Source organism: Rhodococcus pseudokoreensis, from assembly GCF_017068395.1.
In the GTDB taxonomy this organism is placed as follows: Bacteria; Actinomycetota; Actinomycetes; order Mycobacteriales; family Mycobacteriaceae; genus Rhodococcus_F; species Rhodococcus_F pseudokoreensis.
This window is the reverse complement of the sequence record NZ_CP070619.1, coordinates 7,045,213-7,060,319: the sequence shown is the minus strand read 5'-3', so window position 1 is coordinate 7,060,319 and position 15,107 is coordinate 7,045,213. Positions and strand designations below refer to the sequence as shown.

General features: G+C 65.4%; 16 protein-coding genes. 6 read left to right on the top strand and 10 right to left on the bottom strand.

Features of this window, described 5'->3' with window-relative positions:
- Positions 1–30: 30 nt before the first annotated feature.
- Positions 31–378, top strand: a complete 348-nt coding sequence (locus JWS13_RS37365) for a GNAT family N-acetyltransferase (RefSeq protein ID WP_206010349.1) — start codon at positions 31–33, stop codon at positions 376–378.
- Here JWS13_RS37365 and nhaA read toward each other — a convergent pair whose 3' ends face one another.
- Positions 379–2,247: a Na+/H+ antiporter NhaA gene (nhaA, locus tag JWS13_RS37360; RefSeq protein ID WP_206010348.1), complete on the bottom strand. Its 1,869-nt coding sequence runs from the start codon at positions 2,245–2,247 to the stop codon at positions 379–381.
- 105 nt (positions 2,248–2,352) lie between these two features.
- Here nhaA and JWS13_RS37355 point away from each other — a divergent pair, with 105 nt between their 5' ends.
- Complete coding sequence (locus tag JWS13_RS37355) at positions 2,353–4,110, top strand: plasmid pRiA4b ORF-3 family protein (protein WP_206010347.1); 1,758 nt, start codon at positions 2,353–2,355, stop codon at positions 4,108–4,110.
- 44 nt (positions 4,111–4,154) lie between these two features.
- Here JWS13_RS37355 and JWS13_RS37350 read toward each other — a convergent pair whose 3' ends face one another.
- From JWS13_RS37350 to JWS13_RS37340, 3 genes are all read right to left on the bottom strand, one after another.
- On the bottom strand, positions 4,155–4,595 hold the full coding sequence (locus JWS13_RS37350; RefSeq protein WP_206011889.1) for an SRPBCC family protein: 441 nt from the start codon (positions 4,593–4,595) through the stop codon (positions 4,155–4,157).
- An 82-nt stretch (positions 4,596–4,677) separates the two neighbouring features.
- Entirely contained in the window at positions 4,678–5,379 is a 702-nt protein-coding gene (locus JWS13_RS37345) for an alpha/beta fold hydrolase (RefSeq protein WP_206010346.1), read from the bottom strand.
- 354 nt (positions 5,380–5,733) lie between these two features.
- A complete protein-coding gene (locus JWS13_RS37340) occupies positions 5,734–6,690 on the bottom strand; it encodes an ADP-ribosylglycohydrolase family protein (protein WP_206010345.1) in 957 nt (318 codons plus the stop codon).
- A gap of 120 nt (positions 6,691–6,810) precedes the next feature.
- On the opposite strand from JWS13_RS37340, the gene JWS13_RS37335 reads away from it, so the two are divergent.
- Positions 6,811–7,173, top strand: coding sequence for a VOC family protein (locus JWS13_RS37335; protein WP_087557963.1), 363 nt, complete (start codon positions 6,811–6,813; stop codon positions 7,171–7,173).
- Between the two features lie 52 nt (positions 7,174–7,225).
- Here the strand turns inward: JWS13_RS37335 and JWS13_RS37330 are convergent, their stop codons facing one another.
- The 5 genes from JWS13_RS37330 to JWS13_RS37310 all read right to left on the bottom strand — a co-directional run bounded on the left by JWS13_RS37330 (position 7,226) and on the right by JWS13_RS37310 (position 11,425).
- Positions 7,226–7,558 carry a hypothetical protein gene (locus JWS13_RS37330; protein WP_206010344.1) on the bottom strand — a complete coding sequence of 111 codons (333 nt, stop codon included), beginning with the start codon at positions 7,556–7,558 and terminating at the stop codon, positions 7,226–7,228.
- Positions 7,559–7,724: 166 nt separating this feature from the next.
- On the bottom strand, positions 7,725–8,048 hold the full coding sequence (locus JWS13_RS37325) for a hypothetical protein (RefSeq protein ID WP_124389687.1): 324 nt from the start codon (positions 8,046–8,048) through the stop codon (positions 7,725–7,727).
- A 96-nt stretch (positions 8,049–8,144) separates the two neighbouring features.
- Entirely contained in the window at positions 8,145–8,624 is a 480-nt protein-coding gene (locus tag JWS13_RS37320; protein WP_206010343.1) for a MaoC/PaaZ C-terminal domain-containing protein, read from the bottom strand.
- Positions 8,625–8,723: 99 nt separating this feature from the next.
- Positions 8,724–9,473 carry a hypothetical protein gene (locus tag JWS13_RS37315; protein WP_374229566.1) on the bottom strand — a complete coding sequence of 250 codons (750 nt, stop codon included), beginning with the start codon at positions 9,471–9,473 and terminating at the stop codon, positions 8,724–8,726.
- A gap of 8 nt (positions 9,474–9,481) precedes the next feature.
- Positions 9,482–11,425: a TPR repeat domain-containing protein gene (locus tag JWS13_RS37310; RefSeq protein WP_241032477.1), complete on the bottom strand. Its 1,944-nt coding sequence runs from the start codon at positions 11,423–11,425 to the stop codon at positions 9,482–9,484.
- A gap of 9 nt (positions 11,426–11,434) precedes the next feature.
- On the opposite strand from JWS13_RS37310, the gene JWS13_RS45730 reads away from it, so the two are divergent.
- Entirely contained in the window at positions 11,435–11,884 is a 450-nt protein-coding gene (locus JWS13_RS45730) for a hypothetical protein (RefSeq protein WP_241032476.1), read from the top strand.
- Here JWS13_RS45730 and JWS13_RS37305 read toward each other — a convergent pair.
- Entirely contained in the window at positions 11,827–12,231 is a 405-nt protein-coding gene (locus tag JWS13_RS37305; protein WP_206011888.1) for a hypothetical protein, read from the bottom strand. The two genes, JWS13_RS45730 and JWS13_RS37305, sit on opposite strands and share 58 nt — an antisense overlap.
- Positions 12,232–12,423: 192 nt before the next feature.
- Here JWS13_RS37305 and JWS13_RS37300 point away from each other — a divergent pair, with 192 nt between their 5' ends.
- Complete coding sequence (locus JWS13_RS37300) at positions 12,424–13,644, top strand: fatty acid desaturase family protein (RefSeq protein WP_206010340.1); 1,221 nt, start codon at positions 12,424–12,426, stop codon at positions 13,642–13,644.
- Positions 13,645–13,959: 315 nt separating this feature from the next.
- Positions 13,960–15,057 (top strand): cytochrome P450, encoded by a 1,098-nt coding sequence (locus JWS13_RS37295; protein ID WP_206010339.1) that lies wholly within the window; start codon positions 13,960–13,962, stop codon positions 15,055–15,057.
- Positions 15,058–15,107 lie beyond the last annotated feature (50 nt).

Here is a 15,107-nt window from a genome sequence, read left to right as displayed (position 1 = left end):
ACCCGGCTCGTCGCCCGGCATAGTGGGTTCATGACAGACGACGCGAAAGACGCTCCCGCACCCGACGTCCGGGACGCGCCCGAACACCACCGCTTCGAAATCCGTGTCGACGACGAGCTGGCCGGGTTCACCGAATACCTGGACCACGAGAATCAGCGGATCTTCTTCCACACCGAGATCGGCGAGCAGTTCGCGGGCCGCGGCCTGGCCAGCACTCTGATCCGCAAGGCGCTGACGGAGACCGTCGGCGGTGGCAAGCGGATCGTGCCGATCTGCCCGTTCGTCGCCCGCTTCCTCGAGAAGCACGACGACTTCGCCGACGACGTCGACGCCGTCACCCCGGACGCGATCGAGGCGGTGCGGCACCGACAGCGGTGATCAGGGTGCGCCGTCGGCGCCGCGAGCCTCGTCGAGCTGCCGGATGAGGGTTGCGGCGTCGTACGGTCCGCTGTGCCGGGTGAGGTCGGTGCCCGTCGCGCCGAGGTAGAACGTGGGGGTCCCCCGGAAGTCGCTCGACTCGGCGTCGAGTTCGTCGTCGTCGATGCGGTGACCGTACGTGCCTTTGCGGATGTCTTCCTCGAACCGGTCCATGTCGAGCCCCAACTCGGCGGCGTATCCGAAGATCTCGTCCTCGGCGAGGGCGTCGCTGTTGGCGAACAGGTGGTCGTGCATCTCCCAGAACCGGCCCTGGGCGGCGGCCGCCTCGCTCGCCTGGGCGGCGAACCGGGCGTGCGGATGGACGGCGTCCAGCGGGAGATGCCGGAACACGTAGCGGAGTTCGTCCCCGAACTGCGCTCGCACGTCCCGGATGCTGCCGGTGGCCTTGCTGCAGAACGGGCATTCGAAATCGCCGTACTCGACGAGGGTGAGCGGCGCATCCACCGGTCCTCGCACGTGATCGCGGCGGGGATCGACGGGCCGGAGCAGGGTGCGTCCGGCAACCTCCGTCGGCGGGTGCACCCAGTCCGAGATCCGGAACAGCGCCCACCCGAGGACGGTGGCGATGACGGCCGCCGTCAGGACGCCGACCCGGGCGTCGTTGGCGAGTTCGGGCGAGTCGATGGCCAGGTCGACGATGAACAGCGAGATCGTGAAGCCGATGCCGGCCAGCGCGCTGCCACCGGCGATCTGCGACAGACTCAGCCCGGGTGGCAGGCTTCCCGGCCGCAGCTTCGAGAACAATGCGGTGGCCGCGGTGATGCCGACGAGTTTGCCGACCACCAGGCCGAGCACGATGCCCCACGCCAGCGGAGACCGGGCCGCGTCCGCGAGCGTCTGCCCGGTGATGACCACGCCGGCGTTGGCGAGCGCGAAGATCGGGACCACGAGGAACGCGGTGTAGGGCTGGTAGAAGCGGAGCAGCCGCTCGTTGACGGACACCGCGCGCAGCACCCCGAGCTGGGCGGCGCGGGCGTAGTCGGAGTTCGGTGACTGCCGGAACGCCCGTGTGAGCTCACCCGCCCGCTCCACCTCGCTGCGCCGCGGCGGATACACCGGCAGGATCAGCGCGATGAGCACGCCGACGAGGGTCGGGTGGACGCCGGACTCGTAGAACGCGACCCACGTGCCCGCCGCGACGACGAAGTAGGCGACGCCGCGCCACACCTCGAGCTTGCGCAACTGGACGATCAGCAGCAGCCCGACGCACCCGAGGAGCAGCGGCCCCAGCCGCAGGTTGTCGGTGTAGAAGAAGGCGATGATGGCCAGGGCGCCGATGTCGTCGGCGACCGCCAGGGTCAGGATGAACACGCGCAGCCGGGCGGGGCACCGCGGTCCGACGAGGGCGAGTGCACCGAGCACGAACGCGGTGTCGGTGGAGACGACGACGCCCCACGCACTGGCCTCGTCCCCGGTGGGGTTGAGGAGCAGGAACAGGACGGCGGGCAGCGCCAGCCCCGCGATCGCGGCGAGCAGCGGGACGGCGGCGCGGGCGCGGTCGGTGAGCTCGCCGATCGTCAGCTCACGTTTCACCTCCAGCCCGACGACGAAGAAGAACAGCGTCATCAGCCCGTCGTTGACCCAGTGCTTCAGGTCGAGGCCGATGCTGTAGTCGCCGATCTGAATGGTCACCGGGGTGTGCCAGAACGACTCGTACGAATCACCGATGTTCGCCCACACCAGCGCGAGAATCGTGGCGACGAGGAGGAAGCCGGCCGACAACTTGTCGTCGTCGGTGTCGTCGCGAATCAGGGCCAACCGCGCCGACAATCGTCGAAGTGTGGTGGGGCTGCTCTGCTCGACCGTCATCTGGTCCTCACTCACATTCTCGGCCGCTGGTCAGCCTAACGCCGCTCGGCTCGCGTCGCCCGGCCGTCCGATCAAACTCGGATCCGGCCGCGATATCATCCCGCCATGGGATCGAAGCGGGGTAAGAATCCGGGCCAGAAACGTGCGGCAAAACAGCAGGCACGCCAACGAAGGAACCGCTCCACCGTTGTGCCGCTGTTTCCCACTCCCGCCGTCGACCCGGCGCTCATCGACGACTTCGTTCAGTGGCTACGCACGCGCGATTTCCCCGTGGACGCGGATCTCTTCCCGCACCTCGTCGAGTCGACACTCACCAATCTCGCCCGCGGCCGCCGCGGTTTCCGCGCCACCGGCTGGCTCCCCGCGGACGCTCATGCCCTGCTCGATGTCGCCGATGAAGTGGCCGCAGAGCCTTCCGACGACATGGAGGACATCGCAATGGCGATCGTCGCCTCGGCACTGACTTTCCTCAACTATCTCGACGACAACCGGCTGTGGACCGGGACCGAGGAGGACCTCATCCATTGCATCGAGGACCTCGTACAGTTCCTCGAGCCGCAATCACCCATCCTCCTTCCGGAAGACATCGCACTTCCCGCCGTGAATGAAGAGGACGAAGTTCGCGCACTCGTCTCGCTCCCGGTGATCACGACCCTCGCCGCACTCGTCGAGTGGGTCGGCGCGGGTGTGCCCGTCACCTCCACCAAGGTGCCCAAACCCGTCTCGCTTCCCGATCTCGCTCAGGCACTGGGTATCGATCTCGCCGTCGACTCCGACGGATTTCCGCGTGCGCGGAAGATCCGCTCGATGCGCGACGTACCCGAAATGTTGGAGTATTGGGAAACCGCGGAAGAGATCGGTCTCATCACCGTCAACTCCACGCGGGCGGTCCCCGGACCGAACGCGGGGCTGATCACCGACCGCACGACCCACGCGCTGCCGCTGATCCGTGCAGCTGTCACCGAATACGTCCGCAGCCAACTCGTATCGGGACAACGTCATCCACTCGACCCCACACACCTGACCGATGTCGTGGTGATTCAGGTGATCTTGGCGGGGATGACAGAGGAGCCCACTGCCAGTTCGGAGGACGAGCGGTTCGACGACGAGCAATCGCTGATGGACGGCTTCGTCTACGACCGGTTGGACACGCTGGTGAAACAGAAGTTGCTGACCAGGGATGACGCGTACCGAGTTCCTGCCGCGCTCCGGCCTGCCGTCCTTCGCGCCGTCGAACTCGCGAGCCCGGTAAACGAGTTTGTGTCTTCCGAAGTGGTGGATTCACACATCACTTTGCGGATCTCACTGGAAGGCACACACATTCCTGTGTGGCGTCGCATTCGACTCGATGCCGCACTTCCGCTCGCCGCTCTCCACGACGTCATCCAGTCCGCGTTCGGGTGGGAAGATTCTCATCTCCATGAGTTCTCCGTCGGACCCGCGTACTCGGGCGGCAAAGTCTTCATCCCCGCCGAAGACTTCGCGCACCGCGACGTCGTGGGGACTGCCGTCCCGGAGGAGGAGGTCGCGGTCGGGTTGTTGCTCGGCTCGGTCGGCGACCGTCTCACCTACCTGTACGACTTCGGCGACGACTGGATCCACCACATCGAGGTCGAATCGGTCGACAACCCTGCACCCGACTCCCCTGCCGCGCTCTGCCTCGACGGACACAACATGGCGCCCTACGAAGATTCCGGCGGGCCGTGGGGCTGGGCGAACAAGATCGAAGCCAGCGCAGACCCGCATCACGAGGAACACGCCGAGATCCGGGAATGGCTCGGCCTTCGCCCCGGTCAGCAACTCGATGCGACATCGTTCGATCGCGACCGAGTCAACGAGGCCTTCGAGACGTTGTTCGCGTAGAGAGCGTCTGAGTCGGTGTCCGCGCGTGATGCGCGAACACCGACTCAGACGTAGTTCTCGAGAACGAACTGGGTGAATCCCTTGCGGATCAGGCGCACTGCCTGCTTCTGTCCCTGACGCAGCACGGACTTCGGCACCCACACCTTCGGCTCGACCGCCATCGTGAGCTGAACCGACGTCCCGCGCGGGGTGGGGACCAGTCGGTACTCCCCCTCCTGGCATTTCTGCTTCTCGCTCTCGAGGAGCGTCCACGACATGTGCTCGTCGTCGACCCACTTGTGCTCGGCCAGCTGAGTGTCCGAGACGCCGAGAACGGCGAGCGTCATCCGCACGGTGCGGGGGCGTCCGTCGTCGAACCGGGACTCGACGACCACCTTCTTGTGCACCGCCGACCACTCGGGAATGCGTTCGACGTCCACCAGCGCAGCCATGACCTGTTCGGGGCTCGCCTCGATCTCGAACTCGCCTGATACCGACAACGCCATCTGGTGCTTCTCCTTACTCGTTTCCCGGTGCGCCCACGTGAGTGGCATTGCGTCCTCCAGCACGCTTTGCCACTCACCTGGCCTACAGTTCGGACGCGTAGCGCTCCAGCATGGCAGCAAGTTCGCCGGGGCGCGCGAGTGCCGCGAGATGGCCCGAGTCGATGACCTCCGGCACTATGCCCAGCCGCTCCCGGACGATCCGCTGCATGAAGTCGAGCGGAAACAGCCGATCGCGGCTGCCTGCGACGACCCGCGTCTTCACGAACGGCCACGCCTCCGCCTGCCACACCGTCCCGAACGGAGTGTCCGACATGACCGGCTCCTCCTGGCTGAACGCCTCCTCGGTGACGTCGTCGGGCACGTCGTGGAAGAACAGCGCCCGCAGGTCGTCGGGTGCGTCCGGGTCGCGGCCCTCCAGTAGGTCGAACGCCCGCTTGGCCTCCGGTTGACCGGTGGTCTCCCACCACCGCCCGGGCGCCTCGCCCGGCGCGGGCAGCATCGGCGCCACCAGCACCAGCAGGTCGACGTCGACCTCGCCGCGCTGACAGACGATCGCCGCCGTGAACGCGGACATGGACTGCGCGACCAGCACGATCGTCCCCTCGACGTCCTCGACCGCATCGACGACGACGTCGGCGAACTCGTACTGGCCGGCGTCGTCGTCCCCGTACGGGAGGTCGACGGCGATCACCGAGTGCCCGCTCCCCTCCAGGATCGGGGCGACGCGGTGCCAGTACCACGAGTCGGAGCCAGCGCCGGGCAGCAGAACGAAGGTTGCGGGCATGTCGACTCATCTCCTGTTCCGGGACACGATCGGTCGAGTCGAGCCTAAGCGCTACGTGAGCGGGAATGCGCGTCCGAGGACACTTTGTCACTCACCTGTGGGGGTGAAACGGCAGCGCCGCCGGCGGCGATACACACCATAGATCGGACGAGTCGCTCCGATCGTGCCGGGAACGACCACACACGACGAGAACCGAGCTGACATGTTTACCAACCATCTCTTCGGCGGAATGACCGAACAGGAAATCGACATCGAGATCGCCGACGAGTTGGCGGCCTGACGCAGTTCCCCGTACGTGAGTGGCGCCGCGCTCCCCGGCACACCGCGCCGCTCACGTACGAATCGCGTTCATGCTCAGCGTCGGTCGGCCGGTGCACCCCTCCGCACGGCCGCTATCGCCAGCCGCTCGAGGTCGTCCGCGGAATATCCCGGCCAGCCGTGCAGGATCCGGCGCCACCCGTCAGGGACCGCCGACGCACCCCATCGGGCACCGAGCAACCCACCCGCGATCGCCGCGGTGGTGTCGGTGTCGTTTCCCGCCCGGACGGCCCGCTCGAGCGCCAGCCGAAGGTGATGCGGCCCCGAATCGTCGGCGCCGCTGATCGCCCACCACGCCGTCTGGAGGGCGTGAACCACCCAGCCGTTCTTCGGGAAGTCCGCGGGTGTGCCGCGTTCGGCCTGGTCGAGCAGCGGTCCCCAGTACTCGCCGACCTCGGCGGGCGCCCCCTGCAGGTATCCCCGCACCCCGTCGAACGTCCCGAACAGCACCGCGTGCCGGATCGCGTGGGACCACAACCGGCACGCCTCCCCGGCACGCTGATCGTCGTGGGTGAGGGCGCCGATCTGGTACGCGGCCTCGGCACACGCGTCGGCGTCGTCGAGATACGCCAGCGCGACCGGGGCGGTCCGCATCAGCGAACCGTTGCCGCCCTTCCTCCCCGTGATGCTGCGCGCCCGCTCCTGCATGGCCGTGGCCGAGCCGTCGCGGGCCGACAGCACGGCGCGCGTCTGATTGCCGACGTCGGGCGGGTTCGAATCGATCCACCGAACGAACTGTGCAGCAACGGCATCCAGTCCGTCACCCCGGCCGATGTCCACTCCAGACGCTGCCACCTCCGCGATGGCGACAGCCATCGACGTGTCGTCGGTCCACTCCCCCGGCGCCCACTCGAACATGCCGCCCCCGACCATGTCGATCACCGCATCGGCCGCCGGGACGGTGAACTCGTATCCCGCCCCGAGCGCATCGCCCGCGGCGGTGGCGATCAATACGCCTGCAGCCCGGTCGGTCTGACGTTCGGTCAACTCCACAGATCCCCCTTGAATCGAATTCGCTCCAAGGTTAGATCACTATCGATCTAATGCGCAAGACTTCTACGTGTCGGCAGGTCGGCGTAGCGTCACGTAAACACTGTCGACGGAGGAGTGCTCATGTCGGGCGAATTGTCGTTCTTCGAATTGGGTGTGGCCAACACGGAGCAGGGCCGAAAGTTCTACTCGGCGTTGTTCGGCTGGGAATTCGAATCCGGACCCGGCGGATCGGGCTATTCGATCACCACCCCGAACGTGCCGGGCGGGATCCACGGCGGCGACGAGGGCGCCGGCCCGTACGTCTTCTTCCGGGTGCCGGACCTCGACGCCGCGGTCGAGCACGTGCTGGCACTCGGCGGCACAATCGACGCGGTGGATCTCGGCGAGGATCCGGAATCGGCGGCGAAATTCGGACGATTCAAGCTGTGCCACGACGACCAGGGGTCCGCCTTCGGTCTACACGAACCACCCTCCGGCAGCTGAATCAGCGCGCCCGGAACGAAGATTCCCGGGCGCGCTGATTCGGATCGATCGCTTACGGCTCGTTCGGCGAGTCGCCACCGCCCTCGTCACCGCTGTACGTGGCCGGTTGCGGAAGCCCGTCGTCCGGGCCGTCGCACCAATTGTCGTACTGGTTGTACGGTTCGGCACCCCACGCCGGGACATTGTTCTCGTACGGTTCCGCCCAGTCGTCACAACCCGCCGGACCGTACGGCGGAACGCCGGGAGGCAGAGGCGCAACATTATTGGGCGCCCGCACGGGTACGGCTGCCGAGTCGAACGCGTCACCCCAGGCGACACCGGATGCTCCCAAACCGATCGAGGCCGCGAACACAGCGACCGCAGCCAATCTCATGCCGACCTTCATCGTTGCCTCCCATAGGTGAATGACGCTGCCTAAGGGCTGTACCCAAAGACAACGTAAACAATCCTCGAAGCGAGAATTTCGCGGATGAAATTTGACGGACGGTCGGTTTCAGTTCACGACCGAGCTACACGACGGCACAGTGCCTCGTGTGAACGATTCCGTCGAATCAGGGATTGACCGTCCGGCCCTGGTCGTCATTGACCGGCGGCTGCTGCGCGGAAAGCCCGTCATCGGGACCGTCGCACCAATTGTCGAACTGGTTGTACGGATCGGTGCCCCACGCCGGGACATTGTTCTCGTACGGTTCCGCCCAGTCGTCGCATCCGATCGGACCGTTCTGCGGGAACCCGGGCGGCATCGGCTGAATGACATCCGGCCGACGCACCGGCACCGCCGAGTCGAGACTGCTTCCCCAGGCGACACCGGATGCTCCCAATCCGATCGAAGCCGCGAACACTGCCACCGCGGCCACCCTCCTACCCATTCTCATGATTGCCTCCGTTGGTTTCATGGCCTCCCGGGTGCGGTACCCAGAAACCCGGAAAACAATCCTCGACGAGGGTGTTTCGTCCAGAAAATTCGACGATCAGTCGGTTGCGGGGCGGCAGCGCACGTACATCTCGGTGACCGACGTCAACACCTGCTTGCCCGACCCGTTGACAATCTCCGTCGCGACGGTCACCAACGCCCGCCCACGATCGTCGCGCTTCACGTCCTCGATCAGCAGGTTTCCGGTCAGCACGTCACCCGGCCGCACCGGCCGGAGGAAGTTGACGTCACGCATCCGGCTCCCCGCGATGACGCTCCAGCGGGCGTAGAGAGTGGTCGCGGACAGTCGCTGACACACCGCGATCGTGTGCACACCACTCGCAATGAGCCCACCGAAATAGCCCTCATCTGCGGATTCACGGTCGATGTGGAACGACTGCGGATCCCACTGCCCCGCGAACTCGAGCACCTCCTCCTCGGTCACCGTGTACGAGCCCAGCTCGAACTTCTCGCCGACCCCGAGGTCGTCCGCATAAACGACGTCACACTTGCTGTCCACCACAAACCGTCCGATCATTCGCTCGCGCCTCCACGAACACGGAGACTCCGTCGAGGATATGACCGCACGCCCGCTGCGGCGACAGCGCCCTTCCGCCAGCAGCAGGAAGGGCGCTCCTCAGTTCTCGTCGTACCTCGGCCAACCCGGAAACGGAGCAAGCGTCGGATACGGGGCGTCGTGTGGGAGGTTCGCCTTCTGCGGACGCGCTTCCCTGGCATCGGGCATCCGCGAGTCGCACTCGGTATATGCGTTCTGGTCGCGCGCGGCCTGCTCGTGCTCAGCAATCTTCCAACCAGCGAATACATCCGCCGACGGAGCACGCTCTGCGCCCTCCGCAGCAAGCGACTCAGAACTGACCGACAGCGTTTGCTCAGGCGCCACGATCCTCACTGTTTCTGCCTGCGGGGACGGGCCCGTCAGATTGAAGAATCGACCCTCCTTCTCGGCCATTACGGCGTAGTTGCCCGAACACACCGTGGCGGCCCACCCGTCCTCGGTCGGTGCCAGCGCCAGCACGTGCTCGAACTGGGTACCGACGAGTCGTTCCAGGTCCGAACCATTCCAATAGTCGAAGTCGACGCGGTCGCGCTGCTGCGACGTCGCGTCGGCGAAACCTGGGTAGCCGGCCGCCAGTGCATGCCCATGAATCGCGAGATAATACGACTCCATATACGCCCGGACCGCCACCGCAGGACTGCTCAATAGGTCGATTCCTGGATCCGCCGACCATCGAACGTTGTAGTCGACGTTCTCGGGAACGCTGTATTCCTTGACAACTCTTACCGTGGGATCGATCGGCGTTGTCGCTTCATCGGTCCCACAAGCAGTAACCGATAAGACCACTGCAGCGGCACAGACGGTCGCCATCTGAGCCCTCATCGCCCGAACTCCATGCCCTGCACTTGCTCACGTCCTGCGTTCATTGCGTCGACAAACTCACCAACTCCGGTGAAGCCTGCTTCAGTGATGTATCCCGCCAAGCTCGAAGAAAGCAGCGGGGTTGTAAAACTGGGACGGTCAGAGACAATCTCGTCATACGGCAGCAGGGGGCCGTTCACACCATCCCGAAAGTCCTCGAGACCAATATAGGGCTCAAGCGAGCCGCCATTCGCCGCTTGAAGACCGAGTGCAATCTGGTAGTACTGCTTTGCAAGTAGCGAATCCTCTCCGAACTGCGTGTTCGGCTGGACTGTCCCGTCGGGCACAGCACCCATAACCGCACTCTTGAAAGCCGGATCACCGAGATCGATTCCGCTCGAAATGATCGGCCCGGCACCAGGGATGAATTCAACACCCTTGCTGACCACAGTTCTGATCGTGTCGTATGCGATACCCTTGCTCTCGAAACCGGCTGTGTTATTCGATGATTCGTCCCCTGCGCGGTCCGCGAATTCGAGATCGAACCCCTTGTCGACCACACCTTGAATACTGCCTGCCCAAGAACCGTACTCGTAGTGCGGCATCTGCAGAGTGCGACCTTCCAACGCCCACGCTTGCTCGAGCTGAGCCGACATACCGAATGCCTGTGCGTTGAAGTAGCCCGCCGCGTCGGCGTTGGAGTCGATCACCGAAAACAGGCGGGGAGCGTTTTCGAGCCCGAACTCTCCGCCGGTCGGGCTGGCGAAGCCGGAAGTGCCTGCGAAGTCTCCGGGCACGCCCACCATATTGCCGATGTAGGGTGCGAGTGATGTGCCCAGAGCCTGTGTGATTTCGGGGTTCACCTCGCCGATGGCCTGGCCTTTCATCCCGGGGATGTCGAGCAGTTCGGCGTCTTTGGCCGCGAGGATCTGTGCCAGCCCGAAGGCCGATTCACCGGCTTGTTGCGACCGGTATATCTCTCCGGGGTCCGACGGGTCGGCGGGTCTGGCGTCGTCGGCGATCCAGTCGAACATCCCGGCGACGTTCTGTTCGCCGCCCTCGGCCCAATCGCGCTGGAGCAGCGGCATGACGACGTCGTCGCGGTTGTAATCGGTCGGCATGCCTTCACCGGACAGGATGTTGTGGACGGCGACGTGGTCGCGGCCACCGACCCCGACCATGTCCTGCAGGAGTGTGTCGACGCCGTCGCGGCCCAGAACGTTGTGGTCGAAGGAGTCGCCGATCAGCAGACTCTTGTCGTTGGTGGCCGACGCGATCTCGCCGGCACGGGAGAGGAGATTCTCGCTCAGCTCGCTGCCCTGCTGGACAGCAGGATCCGCCAGTCCGAACGCCTTGGTGAATCGTGCCAGGTCGTGGCCGTTGTTCACGACCGTCGACGGCTGCGGGGCGTCGTGCGCGCCCTTCGTGAGGTTGCCGGTCGACGTCACCGGCCCCTCGAACAGCCCACGAAGGCTTTCCGGGATGTGACTCTGTCCGCCGACGTCACCGGCTGCGCTGCCGACGTTGTAGTTCGACACGACGGCGAGGCCGTTGGACAGCGCGCTCGCGGCCTCGGTGCGACCGTTCTCGCTGTACTGCTCGGACAGTGCAAGGAAGCCGTCCTTGCCGGCTGCGGTGTAGAACTGCTGGAGGAAATCCATCGTTCCCTGCGGAACGTCGGTGACCTTGCCGCCGTCGGCCAGCGTCCTCACCTGTTCGGGGGTGAGCCCGGCGGCCGCGATCTCCCGGGCAACGCGGTCACGGACGTCCTGCGGAATGTCAGGGCCGCCCCGCGCGACCTGCTCGCCCAGTGCGGTGCCCTCGTGCCCCGACAGGCCCGCCGACGCGGGGGCACTCGCCGCGACGGCCCCGAGGGCGTCCCGGATCGCCGTCGCCATGTCCCGATCGGCGTTGTCGAGTTCCGTCAGTGCACCATCGAGCTGGCTGCGCCAGTACTCCATCAGGTCGGCGTGCTCGGCGGCTTCGGCGTCACTCATCGTCCTCGGCTGACTGACGATCTGCCAGTCGTCGGAGACGGTGAATCCGTCGGTCGCGGCCTTGTCGATGACGGTGGCGACGTAGTCCCGCGCATGACCGAGACGATCGGCCCCTCCCACCAGCGCAGTCGACAGATCTTCCAGATCGTCTGCGAGCCGACGGAATTCCGTCCGCTCGGTGTTCGCCCGCTGCTCGGCGGCGGCCTGCGACGGACCGCGCCAGTCGTCGTGGAGGCCCAGATCCGCAACCACCCGATAGACGTCCTCGGCCCGGCTTCGCGTGTCTTCGGCGGTCCGACCGATTTCCTCACCTGCCAACGTCAGGTCCCGTGGGTTCCAGACGTGCAATTGCGACCGACGCGGAATCACAGCTCTCCCATCGCCGACAGCTGCGAAGCGAACGTCGTGTCGGTGACGTCGTAGTTCTCGGCCCCGTCGCCCGCGATGAACGCCATCTCGTCGATGCGACTGGCTGCGACTCCGAGCGCGGACGCGAGGATGTCGCCGGCGTCCCGGCACGCGGCGGCGGTGTCGGATCCCTCGACAGCCCGGCCGGCGTCGTCGAAGCTCCGCCGGCCGCCCAGCGCCTCGACCTCACGGGCGATGGCGGCGAGCGAACCGGACATCGCACGGAGCATGTCGGGGTCGACCTTGACGACCGTGACGTCCGGTCCGCCGAGCAGCGGCGGCAATCCTGGGACGCTCGCCAGCGGAGGTCGCGGCACACCGGTCCCGTCCAGTGAACCGATGACACTGTCCGGCCACGTCATATCGCCCTCTGACATCGACTTTCCCCCTGTTGTCTGCATCGAGGCCACCCCTGGACCCGGGCCACCGAAACGCTCGGCGACCGTGGTGAGAATAGCGGACGCCTCGACACGGACGCATGACCACAACACGGTTGTGCATCGGTTCGGCGGATACGCGGATTGGGAATGGCATGAACCGGGTATCGAGACGAGATGGCCATCACCGATATCAAGGAGTACAGCCACCTCACCGAGGCGGACGTGGAGGCGCTGGGCGCGGAACTCGATGCGATCCGGGCCGACATCGAGGAGTCCCGCGGCGCCCGCGACGCGCGGTACATCGACCGGGCGATCAAGCTGCAGCGGTCGCTGGCGATTGCGGGCCGGGTCGTCCTGTTCGGCAGCCGGAAGAGACCGGCGTGGCTCCTGGGGACCGCCCTGTTGGGTGCGGCGAAGATCATCGAGAACATGGAACTCGGCCACAATGTCATTCACGGCCAGTGGGATTGGATGAACGATCCCGAGATCCACTCGTCGAACTGGGAGTGGGACAACACGTGCCCGTCCTCGGGGTGGAAGCACTCGCACAACTACGTGCACCACAAGTTCACCAACATCGTGGGACTCGACAGCGACGTCGGCTACGGGATTCTGCGGATGACCCGCGACCAGAAGTGGTCGCCGGTGTACCTGGCGCAGCCGTTCTACAACGTCCTGCTGGCGTTGCTGTTCGAGTGGGGTGTCGCGCTGCACCACCTGGACGTGGAGAGTATCCGGCGCGGCGATTACGACCGCGCCGAAACCCTCCGCAACGCGAAGGAGGTGGGACGGAAGATCGCGCGGCAGGTCGGCAAGGACTACGTGGTGTTCCCGGCGCTCACCGGCCCGGCATGGAAGAGCACGCTGACGTCGAACATCACCGCCAACGTGATCCGGAATCTGTGGGCCTACGGTGTCATTTTCTGCGGCCACTTCCCGGACGGCGCCGAGAAGTTCACCGAGGAGGAGTTCGACCAGGAGACCAAGGCCGAGTGGTATCTGCGCCAGATGCTGGGCTCGGCGAACTTCCACGCGGGCCCGGTGCTCGCGTTCATGAGCGGCAACCTCTGCTACCAGATCGAGCATCACGCGTTCCCGGATCTCCCCAGCAACCGCTACGCCGAGATCGGCGTGAAAATGCGGGCACTGTGCGACAAGTACGACCTCCCGTATACGACGGGTTCCCTCCCCCACCAGTACGGACTCACCCTGCGCACCATCCTCAAGCTCGCCCTGCCCAACCGCTTCCTGTCGGCGTCCGCGGACGACGCACCGGAGACGGCGTCCGAACTGCGCTTCCGCATCCGGGGTGGGATGAAGGAAGTGTTCGGAGTCGACCCTGCGACCGGTAAGCGGCGCGGGCTGCGCACGGCGCTGGCCATGATCCGCAACTGACCAGGGCGTCCACGCGAACCGACAGGGCTACGCGGGACCTTGTCGAACAGGATCATTTGGGCGGCAGCGGTTCCCACCGCCGCCACGCAAGCAAGAAACGGCTATCGCGGCGATAGCCGCTGGGCCGGAGAAGTTCCTTGACGCTGCCCGGCGCCGACACCAGGATCAGTGAGACCGTCGTCACAAACCCCTGATCTGTGGAGGTAACCCATGGCGTCACCTGTTCCTGCTCCCGACTTCCCCATGCGCAGGACTTGCCCGTTCTCCGCGCCGGCCGAGTACCGCGAACTGCGAGATACCCAACCGGTTGCGCCGGTGAGCCTTTGGGATGGCCGTTCCGCCTGGTTGTTGACGCGCTACGACGACATCCGTTCGATCCTGCGGTCGTCCTCGATCAGTTCGCAGACGAGGAGACCCAACTTTCCCTTCCTGTCCGCGTCCGATCAGGCAGCCAAATTGCAGGACGAATCCCTGCAACGGATGGACGGACCAGAGCACAGCCGACGACGCCGACTCCTGATCCCCTTCTTCACCGTTCATCGGATCGAGGCGCTGCGGCCGACGGTGACGAAGTTGGTACGGGAACTCCTGGAGAACCTGGTCACCAAGACTCCGCCTGTCGACTTCTTCGCCGAGTTCTCCCTGGTCGTGCCGTCGACAGTCGCATGCGAACTACTCGGCGTCCCCTACCGGGATCACGAATTCTTCCAGGAGAAGAGTGCGGTACGGATCTCGCGAACAGCGACCCCCACCGAAATCACGGAGGCTACCGACCAACTGCTCGACTACCTGGGCGGACTGCTCGACGCGCGCACGGCCGACCCCCGCGACGACGTGATGACCTTCTTGGCGGACCATGTGACCAATGGTGATCTGACCCGCGAAGATGCGTTGATGGACGCAAATCTCCTCCTTCTCGGCGGCCATGAAACCACCGCCAACGTGATCACCCTGGGAACGATGGCACTCCTCGAGAATCCGGACCAGTTGGCGCGAATCACGTCCGGAGAGGTCACCGTCACCAACGCCATCGAGGAACTTCTCCGCATCACGTCGGTCACGCACAGCAATGCGATGCGCCTGGCGCTCGAAGACATCGAGGTCGGTGGTCGAACGATTCCGGCGGGCGACGGCTTCATTGCGGCGGTGTCCGCGGCGAACTGGGACGAGTCCGTCTTCCCGAATCCGGAAGTACTCGATGTCGGCCGACCGGAAGCCCGCCAGCACATGGCCTTCGGGTACGGAGTTCATCAGTGCCTCGGACAGGCTCTCGCGCGTATGGAACTGGAAGTTGTGCTCGAGGCCGTGTTCGACGTCCTTCCCGGTCTCCGGTCGGCACAGCCGATCGAACAGCTCAGATTCAAGGACGATTCAGCGTTCTACGGGGTCCACGAATTCCCGGTGACCTGGTAACGAGCGAATCAAACAGACAACTCATGGTGCGGGCTTCACCTGCCGGGTGA